The 16,559-nt window shown below is 65.8% G+C and carries 14 protein-coding genes; 10 read left to right on the top strand and 4 right to left on the bottom strand.

The window, feature by feature from the left end; all coding sequences use genetic code 11:
• Positions 1–790 (bottom strand): aldehyde dehydrogenase family protein (locus SPR01S_RS08015; protein ID WP_157082058.1); only part of this gene is annotated, 790 nt, incomplete at its 3' end.
• 229 nt (positions 791–1,019) lie between these two features.
• Here SPR01S_RS08015 and SPR01S_RS08020 point away from each other — a divergent pair.
• Complete coding sequence (locus SPR01S_RS08020) at positions 1,020–3,737, top strand: TonB-dependent receptor (RefSeq protein ID WP_066587664.1); 2,718 nt, start codon at positions 1,020–1,022, stop codon at positions 3,735–3,737.
• A 114-nt stretch (positions 3,738–3,851) separates the two neighbouring features.
• Here SPR01S_RS08020 and SPR01S_RS08025 read toward each other — a convergent pair whose 3' ends face one another.
• Positions 3,852–4,985 carry a CaiB/BaiF CoA transferase family protein gene (locus tag SPR01S_RS08025; protein WP_066587667.1) on the bottom strand — a complete coding sequence of 378 codons (1,134 nt, stop codon included), beginning with the start codon at positions 4,983–4,985 and terminating at the stop codon, positions 3,852–3,854.
• Positions 4,982–6,091: an extracellular solute-binding protein gene (locus SPR01S_RS08030; RefSeq protein WP_066587668.1), complete on the bottom strand. Its 1,110-nt coding sequence runs from the start codon at positions 6,089–6,091 to the stop codon at positions 4,982–4,984. Before SPR01S_RS08030 ends, SPR01S_RS08025 begins: the two co-directional genes overlap by 4 nt.
• A gap of 130 nt (positions 6,092–6,221) precedes the next feature.
• On the opposite strand from SPR01S_RS08030, the gene SPR01S_RS08035 reads away from it, so the two are divergent.
• The 8 genes from SPR01S_RS08035 to SPR01S_RS08070 are packed head-to-tail and all read left to right on the top strand — an operon-like array spanning position 6,222 to position 14,435.
• Positions 6,222–7,394 carry a CaiB/BaiF CoA transferase family protein gene (locus SPR01S_RS08035; protein WP_245661914.1) on the top strand — a complete coding sequence of 391 codons (1,173 nt, stop codon included), beginning with the start codon at positions 6,222–6,224 and terminating at the stop codon, positions 7,392–7,394.
• Positions 7,391–7,840, top strand: coding sequence for a MaoC family dehydratase (locus SPR01S_RS08040; protein ID WP_066587670.1), 450 nt, complete (start codon positions 7,391–7,393; stop codon positions 7,838–7,840). The genes SPR01S_RS08035 and SPR01S_RS08040 overlap by 4 nt, the downstream gene beginning before the upstream one ends.
• Before the next feature lie 36 nt (positions 7,841–7,876).
• Positions 7,877–8,845 (top strand): sugar ABC transporter substrate-binding protein, encoded by a 969-nt coding sequence (locus SPR01S_RS08045; protein ID WP_245661915.1) that lies wholly within the window; start codon positions 7,877–7,879, stop codon positions 8,843–8,845.
• Positions 8,827–10,329, top strand: a complete 1,503-nt coding sequence (locus SPR01S_RS08050; protein ID WP_245661916.1) for a sugar ABC transporter ATP-binding protein — start codon at positions 8,827–8,829, stop codon at positions 10,327–10,329. Before SPR01S_RS08045 ends, SPR01S_RS08050 begins: the two co-directional genes overlap by 19 nt.
• Positions 10,326–11,486: an ABC transporter permease gene (locus SPR01S_RS08055; RefSeq protein WP_066587677.1), complete on the top strand. Its 1,161-nt coding sequence runs from the start codon at positions 10,326–10,328 to the stop codon at positions 11,484–11,486. Before SPR01S_RS08050 ends, SPR01S_RS08055 begins: the two co-directional genes overlap by 4 nt.
• Positions 11,486–12,655 carry an extracellular solute-binding protein gene (locus SPR01S_RS08060; protein ID WP_066587686.1) on the top strand — a complete coding sequence of 390 codons (1,170 nt, stop codon included), beginning with the start codon at positions 11,486–11,488 and terminating at the stop codon, positions 12,653–12,655. The genes SPR01S_RS08055 and SPR01S_RS08060 overlap by 1 nt, the downstream gene beginning before the upstream one ends.
• Complete coding sequence (locus SPR01S_RS08065) at positions 12,652–13,701, top strand: Gfo/Idh/MocA family protein (protein WP_066587691.1); 1,050 nt, start codon at positions 12,652–12,654, stop codon at positions 13,699–13,701. Before SPR01S_RS08060 ends, SPR01S_RS08065 begins: the two co-directional genes overlap by 4 nt.
• A gap of 11 nt (positions 13,702–13,712) precedes the next feature.
• Positions 13,713–14,435, top strand: a complete 723-nt coding sequence (locus SPR01S_RS08070; RefSeq protein ID WP_066587773.1) for an SDR family oxidoreductase — start codon at positions 13,713–13,715, stop codon at positions 14,433–14,435.
• 44 nt (positions 14,436–14,479) lie between these two features.
• Here SPR01S_RS08070 and SPR01S_RS08075 read toward each other — a convergent pair whose 3' ends face one another.
• A complete protein-coding gene (locus tag SPR01S_RS08075; RefSeq protein WP_245661917.1) occupies positions 14,480–15,280 on the bottom strand; it encodes a FadR/GntR family transcriptional regulator in 801 nt (266 codons plus the stop codon).
• Positions 15,281–15,479: 199 nt separating this feature from the next.
• Between SPR01S_RS08075 and SPR01S_RS08080 the strand changes: the two genes are divergently transcribed.
• Positions 15,480–16,541 carry a glycoside hydrolase family protein gene (locus SPR01S_RS08080; RefSeq protein WP_066587694.1) on the top strand — a complete coding sequence of 354 codons (1,062 nt, stop codon included), beginning with the start codon at positions 15,480–15,482 and terminating at the stop codon, positions 16,539–16,541.
• Positions 16,542–16,559 lie beyond the last annotated feature (18 nt).

Below are 16,559 nucleotides of genomic sequence, written 5' to 3' on the forward strand. Positions count from 1 at the left end.
TCTCGGCATAGACCGGGATCGGCTCGGCGCGTGCCGCCGCGATCCGTACCAACGCCAGCCCGCCGCCGCGCGATCCGGTGAAGCCGACCGCCTTGATCCGCGGATCGGCGACCAGCGCCGCGCCCAGCGCATTGGTCTCGCCGGGGAGGTAGGAGAAGACGCCCCCCGGCAAGCCGCTCGACGCCACCGCCGCGGCGATCGCGCGCGCCACGAGTTCGCCGGTGCCGGGATGCGCGGGATGGCCTTTCACCACGACCGGACAGCCCGCCGCCAATGCCGAGGCGGTGTCGCCGCCGGCAACCGAAAAGGCGAGCGGGAAATTCGACGCGCCGAATACCGCAACGGGGCCCAGCGGGAGATTCATCCGCCGAAGATCGGGGCGCGGTAACGGCTGACGGTCGGGAAGGGCGGGGTCGATCGTCGCGTCGAGCCAGTCGCCCTGGCGGACGACGGACGCGAACAGGCGAAGCTGTCCGACGGTTCGCGCGCGTTCGCCCTCAAGTCTTGCGCGGGGCAGGCCGCTTTCCTGCATAGCGCGGACGATCAATTCATCGCCGATATCGAGAATCGCCTGCGCCGCGGCATCGAGGAACGCGCCGCGGCTTTCGGGTGTGGTCGCCGCATAGGCTGCGAGAGCCGCCTCGGCCAGCGCGCAAGCCGCGTCTACCGCCTCGGGCCCGGCAGAGGAGAAATCGGGCTGCATCGCCTCTCCGGTCGCCGGGTCGACAGAGGTGAAACGGGCGTCGGCCTGGCGCGCCTCGGCACCGATCAGCATGGAACCGTCTATCAAGGGATATCTCCAATAACTCAGACATAATTAACGAGGTTGGTCCATTGCATCAACCCTGCCCGGCGCAAATCCATAATATCATTAAATATCAATATGATGATATCACATTCGCCACTCGGCGAGCCCTCTTCAACGGCGATTGACAAGCATATAATCATACAATATCACGAAATTAGTAGTACAAATCAAAATGCGGCGAATACGCCGAGATCGCGTTGGGAGGAGAGGAATGAACTATTCTCGTCAGATTCGTTGCGGAGTCGCGCTTGGCGCGATGATCGCTGGCCTAGCCGCCGGTGTTGCCCATGCGCAGGACGCGGCAACGGCAGCGCCGCAAGCGGCTGACGCCGCCCCGCAAACTGCCGATGGATCGGCCCCCGCGGAGATCGTTGTCACGGGCGTTCGGGCCAGTCTTCAGTCGGCACAGAACGTAAAGCGCAACGCGGCGTCGATCGTCGACTCGATCGTCGCCGAGGATATCGGCAAGCTGCCTGACAACAACGCGACCGAGGCATTGCAGCGCATTACCGGCGTGCAGGTTTCGCGTGACGTCGGTGAGGGCGGGTCGATCGCCATCCGCGGTCTTCCTCAAGTCGAGACCACGCTGAATGGCCGCGAGACCTTCACTGCCGGTGGCGGCCGCACGTTCAATCTTCAGGATCTTCCCGCCGAGCTGATCGGCCGCATCGACGTCTACAAGTCGCCGACTGCCGACCTCATCGAAGGCGGTCTGGGCGGCACCGTGGACATACGCACCCATTTGCCGTTCGATTTCGCCCACGCGACGGTCAGTGCCACGCTGCGCAATGTCTATGCCGACCGCATCAAGAAGTCGGAGCCGATGGCGTCGCTTCTCGTGTCCGACCGGTGGCAGACCGGGATCGGCGAGATCGGCGTCCTGGCAGCGGTTTCGTATCAAGAGCGCTCCTACCGCCAGGATCTCGACTCGACCGGAGCGCCGACGCCGCGCGTGCCGGGGCTGGCCAGCCAGATCGATCCCACGCGCACGGTCTTCGCGCCGAACGGCAATTATCAGGTGCTGATCAACGGCAACCGCCAGCGCATCGGTGCCAATGCCGCGCTGCAATGGCGCCCGGCGTCCAATCTCGAATTCTCGCTGGAGGGGCAATATCAGCGCTTCCGTACCAATCAGCAGCAATATTCGGCGAACATTCCGACGGCAGGTTCGGCGTACATTCCCGGCAGCGTCAGCTATTTCGGCAGCACCAACGACGTCAGCCAGGCCAGCTACAGCAACCAGATCATCACGGCGGGCGGCACGGAGCGTGACCTGCGCGACGTCAACAAGCAGCTATCGCTCAAGGGCAAGTGGACCAGCGGCAATTTCACGCTGACCGGCGACGGCAGCTATACCAAGTCGAAGAGCGACCTCTGGTACACCGAACTCGATCTGGTGACGCATGCGCCGGTGTTCACGCAATATGTAGGCACCAATCCGCCGTCCTCGTCGACGCCGGGATTCGATCTGGCGAACATCTCGAACTACACGGTCGGCGGCCTGACGCGGAACGAAAACCATTATGTCGGTCACGAATGGGCGGGCCGCCTGGACGGCGAATATAAGTTCGACGCAGGTCCGCTGACGGCGATCGACGTCGGCTTCCGTTTCTCGGACCGCGCCGTCGCACAGCAAAACCCGGTGCGCTATACGGGGCAGACCAAGGCGACCAATCCCGCTCTCTATCCTTCGCTGTTCACCGCGAACCAGTTCGGCGATTTCTATTCCGGCGTCGGTTCCGGCTTGGATTTCCAGCGCAACTATCCATACGCGCTGCCGGCGAACCTGAAGAATAATTTCAGCGGTGTGGTAAGCGCACTGGGCTTGGCCGCGCCGAACCCCAATTCGATCAGCAATCAGCTCGCGGGCTTCGCCGCGGACGAGAAGAGCTACGCCGGTTACGTCATGGCGAAGTTCAACTTCGGCGATGTGATCGACGGCAATGTCGGCGTGCGCTGGGTCCGCACGGAGGACAGCATCAACGGCTTCCAGCTGAAGAGGCACAAGGTCATCGTCAATAACATCACCACTTACGTATTGGACGACCCACAGGCGGTCGAGCCGGTGATCGTCGACAATTCCTACGACAAGTGGTTGCCGAGCGCGAACATTCGCATTCACCTCACGCATAATCTGCAGCTTCGCCTGGCGGGTTCGAAAACGCTGACGCGGCCGGACTTCAGCCAGCTGTCGCCGGCGGTTACCGTCGTTCCGGGTCAATTGGCGGCGTCGAGCGGAAACCCGAACCTGTCGCCGATCACGTCGACCAACGCCGACGCGTCGCTGGAATGGTATTTCGGCAAGTCGAGCTCTCTCTACGTCGCGGGCTTCTATAAGCGCGTGAAGGGCTTCATCTTCACCCGCGCCACGCCCGGACAGACGATCGACGGCGTTTCCGGCTATACGGTATCGCTTCCCATCAACTCCGATCCCGGCACGGTAAAGGGCGTCGAAGTTGGGTATCAGCAGTTCTTCGATTTCCTGCCGGGTGCGTTGTCGGGCCTCGGCCTGCAGGCCAATTACACCTATGCCGATAGTAAGGCACCGAGCTCGCTCGTCGGTTTTACCGCGCCACTGACGCAATTGTCGAAGAACAGCTTCAACATTGCCGGCATTTACGAGAAATACGGCGTCTCGGCGCGCGTCGCCTATAATTACCGGTCGAGCTTCCTGTCGAGCATCCTGGCCGGTGGCTACACCCCGCCGGGTGGAACGACTGTCTCCTATGTGTTCCCAGTCTACACCAAGGGGTATGGTTGGCTCGATGCCTCGCTGAACGTGGATGTCGGCAAGCACTTCACCTTGACGTTCGACGCGCAGAACATCCTGCGGACGCAGATCCAGCAATATTACCAGGTCTCGACGCAGCCGGGTCAGTTCACGATCGACGATCGTCAGTTCATGGTCGGCGTGCGCATCAAATACTGAACCAGACCATCTCCACCGAGCCGGACCTTCGCGCAGGGCGGAGGTTCGGCGGTAACTTCCCGGACCTCCGACTGGGCGCGAACCTTCCCGTTCGCGCCCATCTTTTTGCGCGACTTAGTCGTCGAGCGAGAATTCGCGAATGATGGCGTCGCTATGCTCGCCGATCCGAGGCGCCGCTGTCGAAGCGCCGACACGCGCGCCATCCACGCTAACGGGCGCGCGCGTGGTGGTGATCGGGGTGCTGCCGCGCGCGACGCGCTGGAGCATATCGAGCCGCGTGAACGCCTCTTCCCCGAGCAAGGTCGGCCAGTCGTCGACCGGCGCGCACCAGATGCCGTCGGCGCGCAGTCGGTCGATCCATTGTCCGGTCGTGCCGTCCTCGAGCCGTGTCGCGATCTCCGCCTTGATCGCGTCGCGCTCGGCAAAGGCATCGCGCCCCGCGAGCGGAAGGTCGAGTGATCGTCCGAGCAGGTCGAGCGGAGTCATCGCCAGCGCGAGCCAACCGTCGCCCGTTCGATAGACGCCATAGGGTGCCGCCAGATAGGCATGGGCGTTGTCGACTGCCGCGCGCTGCGGAAGCCGGCCACCGTCGTTGAGATGCGTGGTCAGGACCTCGAACTGGAGGTCGACCATCGCCTCGAGCAGGCTGGTCTCGACCGTGGCGCCGTCGCCGCTGATCCCGCGCCGCACCAGCGCGGCCAATATCCCTTCGACCAGGATATGGCCGGCGAGCATGTCGGCGACCGACAGTCCGAAAGGGACGGGTCCATCCGACGCGCTGCCGCTCAGCCACATCGCGCCGGACACGGCCTGGGCGAGCAGGTCCTGGCCCGGCAAACCGGCCCATGGTCCGCCCTCGCCGTAACCGGAGATGCTGCCGACGATCAGCCGCGGATTGCGTGCGCGGAGTGCCGCCGGTCCGAAGCCGAGACGTTCGGCGACGCCGGGCCGGAAATTCTGGATGACGACGTCGGCCCGGTCGATCAGTCGATGAACGCGCCGCGCGTCGAGGGGGTCTTTGAGATCCGCGGCAAGGCTCTGCTTGTTGCGGTTGATCGCATGGAATAGCGTGGAATCGCCCGCGACATCGGTGTCGCTGAGATACAAGGTGCGGCAGATGTCCCCGCCATCGGGCCGCTCGACCTTGATCACGCGCGCGCCAAGATCGGCGAGGCGCAAAGCCGCCGACGGGCCCGACAGGAACTGGGCCATGTCGATGACGAGGAGGCCGTCGAGCGGTGCGGTCATCGGCTCGCTCGATAGAGCTGGTTGAGCGCCGCGATCGCCTCGACCGCGGGCTCGCCGCCGCGCAACGCGTCGTTTATCCGTTCGGACGCTGCATGCTGGAACGGCATGTACCCGTCATGCCGCGGCCGCACCCAGGCCCGGTCGAGCGTCGCGCGGGTGGCGCGATAGAAATCGTTGGTCGCGGCGTTGACGCTGTCCGCGTCCCAGGCATCGGCATGGCCGGGCTGGCCACCACGCGGCGCGATCAGGTCGCGCTGCGCTTTGCCGTTGGCAACCCATGCGGCGAAGCGCGCCGCGGCGGGCGGATTGCTGCCATAGGCCGACACCGCCATCCCGGTGCCGCCGAGCGTCGATCCCGTGGGGCCATTGTCGAGCGCCGGAATGTCGGCGAAGCGGACGGTCTCCGACCGGAAGCCGTCGATCGAATAGCTGACATAGCCGTAAATCAATGGCGCCACTGCCAGTTCGCCGGCGGGATCGGCCATTGCCTCGAGCATGTCGATCGGATCCATCGCATAAGCCCGCTCGTCGACCTGTCCGGCGATCGTCGCGAGCAGATCATAAGCGTGCGCGGCCTCGGCGGGGAAGAGGTCGTCGCCTGCGTCGTCGAGTGTCAGGCCGGCGAGGCCGCACAAGGTGAACAGGCTCATCAAGCTGTGCGGCGGCTTGAGCGGCAGCGAGGCGCGACCGTCCGCCGCGAGTGCGGCAAGCGCACGCCAGTCGGTCACCGGTGCTGCGATGCGCGACGGCACCCATGCCTGTACTTGCGCGGCGGCGTCGATCGGCAGCGCCCATTGATGTCCCGCCCAGGTGTAGCTCTCATACGATCCGCCGATCGAGCCGGCCGCGATCCCTCCCAGTGTGGAGCAGTCGATCGCCTCGTCGATCGGCAACAGGCAGCCGCTGGCGGCGACTTGTCCGACATGGGGATGGTCGATCACTATGAGGTCGTAGCGCCGCGCGAGATCCTCGACCGGATAGCTTTCGAAATCCTGGAGCGAGCGCTGGTCCCACTCGATCGTCTCGCCGGTCAGCGCCTTCCACTCGGCCGATGCGGCGACCAAAGGATCGAAGCCGCGTGAATGGTTCCAGGTCATGCCGCGCATGTCGCGCCTTGCTCCATTGATTTGATCGTCGCGCGTTCGGGAAACGGTTGACTTGCCATACGGCCGCCAATAGCAGTTCGACAAAGATAATATAGTCATACTTTTGGGAGATGATCGAGTGGAAGCGGCGGTGCGGCACCAAGGCGAGGATGGATCGCCCGGCGCGTTGCCGCTCGACGGCGTTGTCGTGCTCGATTTCAGTCAGTTCCTCGCCGGCCCGTCCTGCGCGCTGCGCCTCGGCGATCTCGGCGCGCGCGTGATCAAGGTAGAGCGGCCCGACGGAGGCGATGCCAGTCGGTCGCTGTTCCTCGCCGAAACGGCATTTGACCAGGACAGCGCGCTGTTCCACGCGATCAATCGCGGCAAGCAAAGCTATACCGCTGACCTCAAGCACGAGGGCGATCTCGCCGCGGTGAAGGCACTGATCGCGCGCGCCGACGTCCTGATACACAATTTCCGCCCCGGCATCATGGACCGGCTCGGCCTGGGTTGGGATCGGGTGTGCGCGCTCAATCCGCGCCTGATCTATGCCGGCGTCAGCGGCTACGGTCCGGATGGGCCTTGGCGCGATCGTCCCGGACAGGATCTCCTCGTCCAGTCGCTGTCGGGCATCGCCTGGTTGTCGGGCGATGCCGGCGGCGCGCCGGTGCCGGCGGGGCTGTCGATCACCGACATGATGGCAGGCGCGCAGCTCTGTCAGGGCATATTGGCTCTCCTCGTGCGGCGCGGTGTGACCGGCAAAGGCGGGCGGGTCGACGTCAGCCTGATCGAGACCGCAATCGATCTCCAGTTCGAACATCTCTCGGTATATCTCAACCGCGGCGGCGCGATGCCGGCGCGCAGCGACGTGGCCAATGGCAACGTCTACCTCGCCGCGCCCTACGGCATCTACGCTACCGCCGACGACTATCTCGCGCTGGCGATGACGCCGGTCGATCGGCTGAGTGACGTGATCGATCTGCCTCCGCTGGCGGACTTCGCGCCGGACCGTTGGTTCGCCGATCGCGACGCGATCAAGGCATTGATCCGCGACCATCTCGCGACACGCGCGACGGCCGATTGGCTGGCCTTGCTCGAACCCGCCGGAATCTGGGCCGCGCCGGTCCTCGACTGGCCGGCGCTGATGGCGGAGCCGGCTTTCGCCGCGCTCGATGCGACGCAACAGGTGCGCTCGCCCGATGGCGCGGCGCTGACGCTGACCCGCTGCCCGATCCGCGTCGACGGCGCGATCCTCACGTCCCCGCGCGCGGCACCCCGGCTCGGAGCCGACCGCGCATCCATCGACCGGGAGTTTGGCCAATGATCGTCGAGCAATATTTCGAGGACTATGAGGTCGGTAGCGAGCGCACGTCGTTTGGCCGCACCATCACCGAGACCGACTTCGTCGTCCATGCCGGCCACACCGGCGACTTCTTCCCGCACCACATGGATGCCGAATGGTGCGCGACGCAGGACATCGGCCAGCGCATCGCTCATGGCACGATGGTCTTCGCCATCGGCATCGGGCTGACCGCGACGACGATCAACCCGCATGCAATGTCCTACGGCTATGACCGGCTGCGCTTCATTCGCCCGGTACATATCGGCGACACGATCACGACGATCACGCGTATCGCCGACAAGCGCGATCATCCCAAACGGGCATCGCATGGCGTCGTCACCGAGGCGGTCGACATCCGCAACCAGCGCGGGGAGACCGTGCTGGCGTGCGAGCATCTCTACCTCGTGGCGCGCCGCCCGGCCGACTGATCGATGCGGCTGCGCCCGATCCCGATAGCTCTGAGCATGGCTGTCGCCGGGGTGGCGGCGGCGTCGCTGATCGGGGTGCGGCAAGCGGCACAGGCAGAGGCGGGCGTTGTCACCAGCAGCAATAAAGGCGGGCCGCGATACGGCCTGTCGACGGTCGGCCTGAGCTATCCCTTCGCCGCCGCGATCGCCAAGGGATTCAGCGACGCCGCCAACCGCGCAGGCGCGAGCGCGGTGGTGCTCGACGCCAAGGGAGACGTCCAGAAACAGGCCAACGATATCGACGATCTGATCGCGCAGCACGTTGCCGGGATCGCGGTGATGCCGCTCGACTCGGTCGTCGCCCAGGGTTGGGTGCGCCGCGCCAATGCGCAGAACGTGCCGATCGCGGCGGTCGCGGCGCTGGTCGGCGATCCCAAGACGCGATCGGTCGAGGACGTCTATCCGGGCCTCGTCGCGCTCGCCTCGCAGGATGAAGTGGCGGCGGGACGCGCGGCGGGGAGCCTGGCATTGCGCTGGCTGCCCCACGGCCGGCCGGCGCGGATCGCGATCATCGAAGGGGCCGCCGGGTTCCCCGAGGTCGAGCAGCGCGCGCGGGGTTTCCGCGCGGCGCTCGATACTGCGGGGGCACGCTATGACGTCGTCGCATCGCAGCCCGGCAACTGGACCAGTGAGGGCGGCGAGGCGGCGTGCCAGAACATCCTCGCCGCGCACCCCGATATCGACCTGTTCTACAACGAGGCCGACGACATGATGATCGGCTGCGCGCGCGCGGTCCGCGCTGGCGGTTCACAGGCGCGGCTGATCGGAGTCGGCGGATCGAAGCTCGGCATCGCATCGATCAAGGCCGGCGCGGTCGACGGCACGGTCTGCTTCAAGCCCGAAGCGCTCGGCGCCCTGGTGTTCGCGGCGCTCCATGACAAGAACGACACCGCACCGCGCTTCCGCACCTATCCGATCCCCGCCGTTACTCGCGCGACGATCGGCGAATGCGTCGGGCAATGGTAGAGGCACCGCTTCTCCAATTGCACGGGCTGGAGAAGGTCTGGCCCAACGGCACTGCCGCCTTGCGCGGGGTCGATTTGACCGTGCATACAGGCAGCGTCCATGGATTGCTTGGAGCGAACGGTGCCGGCAAATCGACCTTGATCAAGGTCCTCGCCGGAGCGATCCCGGCGAGCGGCGGCGACATCACGTGGCGCGGCCAGACGGTGCGGTGGACCAATCCGCGTGCCGCCCGCGCCGGCGGTATCGCGACGATCTATCAGCATATCCCGCTCGTCCCCACATTGTCGGTGCTCGAGAACATGCTTCTCGAACAGGCCGGCGGATGGCGCATCGACCGCGCCGCGCGCGATCGGGCCGCGACGGTCGCGCGGTCGCTGGGCGATCCGTTCGACCTCGATGCGATCGTGGGCGATCTGCCCATCGGTACGCGCCAGATGGTTGCGGTCGCGCAAGGACTGATGAGCGATCCTGCCTTGCTGATCATGGACGAGCCCACCGCATCGCTGGCCGGGGACGAGCGCGAGCAAGTCTATCGCACCATCCGCCGCCTGGCCGGCGAGGGGCGGGCGGTGCTGTTCGTATCGCATTTCCTCGACGAGATCGTCGCGCTGACCGACGAAGTCACCGTGCTGCGCGACGGCCGCGCGGTCCTTGGCGCCCGGACTGCGGATCTCGACGAAGCGGCAATCGCGGCGGCGATCGCCGGGCGCGCCGTTACCGTCCTGGAGAGGGTCGAGCGACAGCGTTCGACGGGCGAAGCCTTGCTCGACGTCCGCAACCTGACGTCGCCCGGAAAGCTCGCGCCGACGAGTTTCTCCGCTACCGGCGGAGAGATCGTCGGCATCGCCGGCATGCTCGGCTCGGGGCGTAGCGAATTGCTCCACGCGATCTTCGGTGCCGATCCGGCAGCGCGGGGCTCGGTTCTGGTCGGCGGCGAACAGATAGGGCGCGAGCCGGCCGCTGCGGTGGCTGCGGGCGTCGCCTTGGTGCCGGAAGATCGCGCCGCACAGGGATTCATTTCCGGCATGACGATCGCCGAGAACATAGCTCTGCCGCATGACGGCTGGCTGATCGCGCCGCGCCGAGAACACGATGCGGCGATTGCCGCGATCGACGATCTCGCGATCAAGGCACCCGATGCCGACGCTTTGGTCGGCGAGCTGTCCGGCGGCAATGCGCAAAAGGTGGTGATCGCCAAATGGCTAACCCCGCGCACCCGCGTCCTGCTGCTCGACGAGCCGACCGCCGGGATCGATATCGGCGCACGTACCGATATCCTGCGGCTGATCCGTCGCCTTGCCGATCAGGGATTGGCGGTCTTGCTGATCAGTTCGGAATTCGAGGAATTGCTCGCCGTCACCGACCGCATCCTGGTGCTGCGCGACGGCGCGATCGTGGCCGAGGTCGATCCGGCGACGATTGACGAGGCCGGGCTGATCCAACTCGCCAGTGGAACCCAATCCAGAACGGAAATCGCCGCATGACCCGATCCATCGACTGGCGCCGGACCTTCGGGTTACGCGAAGCGGGCGTCTATTACGCGCTGCTGATCCTGCTCGCTTTGCTCGCGGCGATCGCGCACTCGCGGGGCCTGCCCAATTATCTGTCGCCGCAAAATCTCGGCAACATCGTCTACCAGGCGTCTTTGGTCGGGATCATGGGCGTGGCGATGACGGTGATGCTGATCACCGGCGCGTTCGACTTGTCGGTGGCCTCGGTCGCCGCGCTCGCCGCCGCGGTGCTGGTCGGCCTGGCGCCGAGCATCGGCTTCCCTCTGGCTGCCGGCGCCGCGATCATCACCGCGATCGCGGTCGGCATCTTCAACGGTGCAGTAGTGCAGTTCGTCGGGATCAATGCCTTCATCGTCACGCTCGGCACGCTCACCGCGGTCAGGGGGCTGGTGCTGGTCCTCACCGACGGACGTTCGCTGATGGTCGAGCGCCCCGACGTGCTCCAGCAGATGCTGGCGTTCGAGAGCACGCGCGTGCCGATCTTCTGGGCGGCTCTGCTGTTCGCGGCGACGCTGTTGGCGCTCGCGGCATGGAAGAGGCGGCCGCTGGACGCGTTGGCGGGCATTGTCGTCGGCGCGTTGGCGCTGCTCGCGGGTCGCGATTTCACCGTCGCGGCGCCAGTCGTCTATCTCGCGCTGTTCACCCTCGCGGTCTGGGCGGTATTGCGCTTCACCGTCATCGGGAGGCGAATCTACGCGGTCGGCGGCAACGCCGAGGCGGCGCGGCTGTCGGGGATCAACGTCCACGCCTACAAGCTCGGCGCCTTCGTCCTGTCGAGCGCAGCGGCCGGGTTCGCCGGCGTGCTGTTCGGTTGCCGGTTGGGTGCGATCAACCCGACCGCGCTTCAGGGCACCGAGCTCACCGTGATCGCTGCCGCGATCCTGGGCGGCACGTCGCTGCTGGGCGGCGCGGGCAGCGTGCTCAAGACCGTCATCGGTGCCCTGCTGCTGTTCACCCTGACCAACGGGTTCAACGTGCTCGACCTCGGAGCGAGCTATCAGGGGCTGATCGAGGGCGCGGTGGTGATCGCCGCAGCGGCGATCTACACGGTCGGCGGCGATCGCCGACGCGCGCGCCGCGCTACGGTCGACACGGCACCCCAAGCGCCGGCCGTGGCGGAGGCCGGTTGATGACGAAGCTCCGCATCGCGGTACGCCGCTTTGGACCGTTCGAAAGCGCGATTGCCGCGCAATTCGCCGATTTCACGCGCAGTCATGGCGTCGAAGCCGAGCTCGAAGCAGTGGCGATGGACCTCAATCCGCTGCACGAAAGCGCGATCGCGGAGCGCGGGCTCGCGACCGGCGCATGGGACATCGCCTTCCTCAACACCGATTGGCTGGCCGAGGCGGTCGCCGATGGTCTGCTCGAGGATCTGACGCCGCACATGGCACGCGCGCCGATCGCGGACTTCCCCAACGCCTGGAGCCCGTCGCTGACAGGGCTGCAGCGGTTCGATGGCGGCTTTTGGGCAATGCCCTATCACGACGGTCCGGAATGCCTGATCTATCGCAAGGACTTGATCGCCAAACCTCCGGTAACGTGGGAGGAGTTTCACGCTCTCGCGCGGCGGCACCACGATCCCGCCAGCGGGCGCTACGGCACCGTGCTGGCGTTGTTTCCCGACGGGCACAACAGTTTCTACGATTTCTGCATTCACATCTGGTCGCGCGGCGGCGAAGTTTTCGACGCTGCGGGCCGGCCGGATTTCACCTCGGCGGTCGCGCATGCCGCGCTCGACTTCCTGCGAACGCTGGCAACCGACCAACAGGCGATCGCGCCGGACTGCAGGTCGCTCGACAGCGTCCAATCGGGCGGGCTGTTCGCCGAGGGCAAGGTTGCGCTGATGGCGAACTGGTTCGGCTTCGCGGCCTATGCCGACACCGCCGCGGACAGCAAGGTGCGCGGGCTGGTCGATGTCGCACCGCTGCCGGCGGGGCCGGGCGGGCGCAGCGTCTCGCTCAACGTCTTCTGGGTGCTCGCAATCGGATCGGGTTCGGCGAACAAGCAACTCGCCTGGGATTTCCTGCGCCATTGCGCGACCGCGCCGATGGATCGGCTGACCACGACCGAAGGCGCGATCGGGGTGCGGCGCTCGACCTGGACCGATACTGAGATCAATGCGCTTATGCCCTATTACCACAAGCTCGAATGGCTCCACGAACATGCGCGCGAGATGCCGCTGACGGCCGATCTGGCGCGGATCAGCCATATCGTCGACGACCTGATGACGGCGGCGGTGACGACCGACCGCACGACCGCCGACCTGCTCGCCGAGGCACAGGCGAGGGCGACGCCATGACTGCGCTCCAGCAGCAATGGCCGATGCCGTCGAAGCCGCGGCCGATCGTGATCATCGGGACCGGCGGCATCGTCGCCGACGCGCATCTGCCCGCCCATCGCAAGGCGGGATTCGAGGTCGTTGGATTGTTCGATCTCGACCAGGATCGCGCTAGGGCGCTCGCCGCGCAATGGGACGTGCCGCACGTTTTCGCCTCGATCGAGGAAGCGGCAGGGGCCGATGCGGTATTCGACGTCGCCGCACCCCCGGTCGCGCATCGTGCGATCCTCGAAGCGCTGCCCAAAGGGGCCGCGGTGCTGCTGCAGAAGCCGATGGGGCTCGACCTCGCAGAAGCGACCGCCATTCGCGATATGGCGCAGGCGCGCGGGCTGACCGCCTCGGTCAATTTCCAACTGCGTTATTCGGCGATGATGCTCGCGATTGCCGACGCGATCAGGCAAGGCCGGCTGGGCGAACTCGTCGAGGTTGAGGTGCGCATCAACCTCGTCACCCCCTGGCATCTGTTCCCGCACCTCAAGCCCAATCCGCGGGTCGAGATCGTCAGCCATTCGATCCATTATCTCGACACGATCCGTGCCTTGGTCGGCGATCCACGCGGCGTGTTTGCGCGCAGCTTCGGCCATCCGTCGAGCGAGCTTGCCGACACGCGCACGTCGATCCTGCTCGATTATGGCGACAAGCTCCGGGTGGTGCTGTCGATCAACCACCATCACGATTTCGGCCGCCGCCACCAGGAAGCGAGCTTCCGGGTCGAGGGTACCGACGGCGCGGCGCAGGCCAAGTTGGGCGTGTTGCTCGATTATCCGGCAGGCGAACCCGACGAACTCTGGCTGGCGCCGCGTGGCGGACCTTGGGAGCAAGTCGCGCTTGCCGGCGCCTGGTTTCCCGACGCGTTCATCGGCCCCATGGCCAATCTCCAGCGCTTCGCCGCGGGCGAGGACACGGTACTCGCGACGCGCGTCGATGACGCCTGGCGCACTATGGCGCTGGTCGAAGCCTGTTATAGCGCGGGCAACGTGCCCGGCACGCCAATCCCCCAACCTTGAGGACCAAGACGTTGATCGACCTGACCGGAAAGACCGCCCTCGTCACCGCCGCTGCACAAGGCATTGGACGCGCCTCGGTGTTGGCACTCGCCGCCGCCGGAGCGCGTGTCATTGCGACCGACGTCAACGAAGCGGGGCTGGAGGGCTTGGCTGGCGAGCGGATCGAGACGCGTCGGCTCGACGTGCTCGACCCCGAAGCGGTCGCCGCGCTCGGCGACGAGACGATCGACGTGCTGTTCAATTGCGCGGGGGTTGTCCATGGCGGAAACGTACTCGAGACGAGCGATGCCGATCTCGATTTTGCGTGGCGGCTCAATGTCGTCGCGATGACCCGGACCTGCCAGGCGGTTTTGCCGGGCATGGTCGAGCGCGGGGGCGGCGCGATCATCAACATGTCGTCGGTGGCGTCGAGCGTGAAAGGGGTGCCCAATCGCTTCGCTTATTCGGTGACGAAGGCAGCGGTGGTCGGGCTTACCAAGTCGATCGCCGCCGATTTCGTCGGCAGCAACATCCGCGTCACTGCGATTTGTCCGGGAACGGTCGAGACGCCGTCCTTGCAGGATCGCCTGTCCGCCGGTGGCGATTATGACGGCGCGCGCGCCGCCTTCATCGCACGCCAGCCGATCGGCCGGATCGGTTCGCCCGAGGAGATCGCCGATCTGGTCGTCTATCTGGCTGGAGCGACCTACACGACCGGACAGGTGCAGATCATCGACGGCGGTTGGAGCATCTGAGGTTGAGCCGTTTCCCCTCCCTGGCAGGGAGGGGAGTTGCCAGATCAAGTCACCAGCCCACCATCCACGCCTCCGACGCCGCGGACGATCACGGCGTCCATCGCCACCGCGGCGGAATGGGGATCGCGCGCTTCGATCGCGTCGACGATCAGTTCGTGCTTGCGCACTACCGTCTCGTGCTGGGCGAGATTGCGGACCGGCGAACTCAAGGTGAAGGACTCGACCAGAGCCGTCTCGATCACCGCCGACAGCGCGCGCATCAGCATGTTGCCCGATGCGGCCCCGATCGCGCGGTGGAACTCCAGGTCGGCTTCGGCGAACTGCCGCCGGCTGTCGGTCGCGGCGCGCATGTCGGCAATACAGCGGCGCAGCTGAGCGATGATGTCGCGATCGGCATGCTCCGCCGCCAGCGCGGCGGCGCGCGGCTCGATCGCCCGCCGTATCTCGGCCAGGTCGTTGCTCAGCTTCTCGTCGAATCCCTGCGCCACCTTCCACGACAGCACATCGGCGTCGAACAGGTTCCAATGCGTGGCGTCGAGCACTTTGGTACCGACCCGCGACTTGGAAGCGATCAGGCCCTTGGCGGTCAGCGTCTTCAGCGCCTCGCGCAGCACGGTGCGCGAGATTCCGAACCGCTCGAGCACATCGGCCTCGTGGGGCAGTCTCGTGCCCGGCGGATAGACGCCCGACATGATCTCGATACCCAAGGCGCGGGCGACCTGGTCGTGGTTCGATCGCGCCTTGCGGTTGAATTTGTGGAAGCTGATCTCGGCTTCCATCGGGCTTGCCGGCTTGCGCGAGGCGGCGCGGGCTCGGCCCTGATAGGGAAACTCGCGGTCAGACATCGACCGAGGTCCGGAATTTAATAGCGCGTGTCCCCATGTTCTTGTCCCCCGCGGACTATGACGCCGATGGCGCATAAAGCAACCGCGCGAGCCGCCACAAAACACAATTCGTATGATTAATTTGCTTGGTCGTCGGCCAGCGGGGCGATACCGTGATTCTTGCACGGCCGGATCGCGGCCACGATGCAGGAGCAGGATGATGGAAAGCGCCAAGTTCGATCGCCGTGGCATTCTCGGTATGGCGGCGGGCGCTGCCGGCGCGCTGACGCTTCCCGCCTTCGCGCGCACCGCTACCGACCCGGTCGCCGATTATCGCACGCCGTACAAATATCCGAAGCTGATCCTGGGGGGCTCGGGCGTTGCCGGCGATTTCGACGCTAAATCGGTCGATTGTCCATTCGTCTTCTCGGCCAATGGCAAATTCTATCTGACCTATGTCGGGTTCGACGGGCAGGGCTATCAGACCGGGATCTGCGAGTCGACCGACCTGCTGCACTGGACGCGCAAGGGCATAATCCTGGCGCGCGATCCCAACGACCCGGTCACCCGTTACAATGTCGCCTGCGCCTCGATCCTGCGCGAAAACGAACTCCAGTCGCCCGCACGGCTGGTCAAGATCGGCGGGCGGTATCTCGCGGCCTGGCACGCCTATCCCGGCGCAGGCTATGAGCAGGGCGCGGCGGTGATCGGGCTCGCCTGGAGCGACGACTTCATTCACTGGCAATGCGGCCCGGTGATCCTGCGGCCGGAAGACGGCGCGGAGTGGGAACGCGGCGGGCTCTACAAGCCTTATCTCATCAAGGAAGGCGACACCTTCTACCTCTACTACAATGCCAAGACGACGGGCACGCCGTGGTTCGAGCAGACCGGGGTTGCCACGTCGAAGGACCTCAAGAACTGGACGCGCCACCCCGGCAACCCGCTGATCCGCAACGGCGCCAACGGCGCCCCCGATGCGCGCTTCGCGAGCGACCCGGTCGTTGTGAAGCATCGCGGCGAGTGGGGGATGTTCTATTTCGGCCGCGCCAATGACGGCCCGTGTCGCGAAATGCTCGCGCTCGGACGCGCGCCGACAGCCTTCAAGAAGGTCGACGAAGTGGTGATCGACATCGGCGCGCCGGGGTCGATCGACGAGAAATTCGCTCACAAGCCCGCCGTGATCTATCACGACGGCGCGCTCTATCACTTCTATTGCGCCGTCTGCGGCAATTGGCCCAACGACACGCGCGGCCTGGCGGTGGCGCGATCCAAGCCATGGTAAACGGTCCGCTCGATCAAT

Source organism: Sphingomonas pruni NBRC 15498 (assembly GCF_001598455.1).
Taxonomy (GTDB): Bacteria; Pseudomonadota; Alphaproteobacteria; order Sphingomonadales; family Sphingomonadaceae; genus Sphingomonas; species Sphingomonas pruni.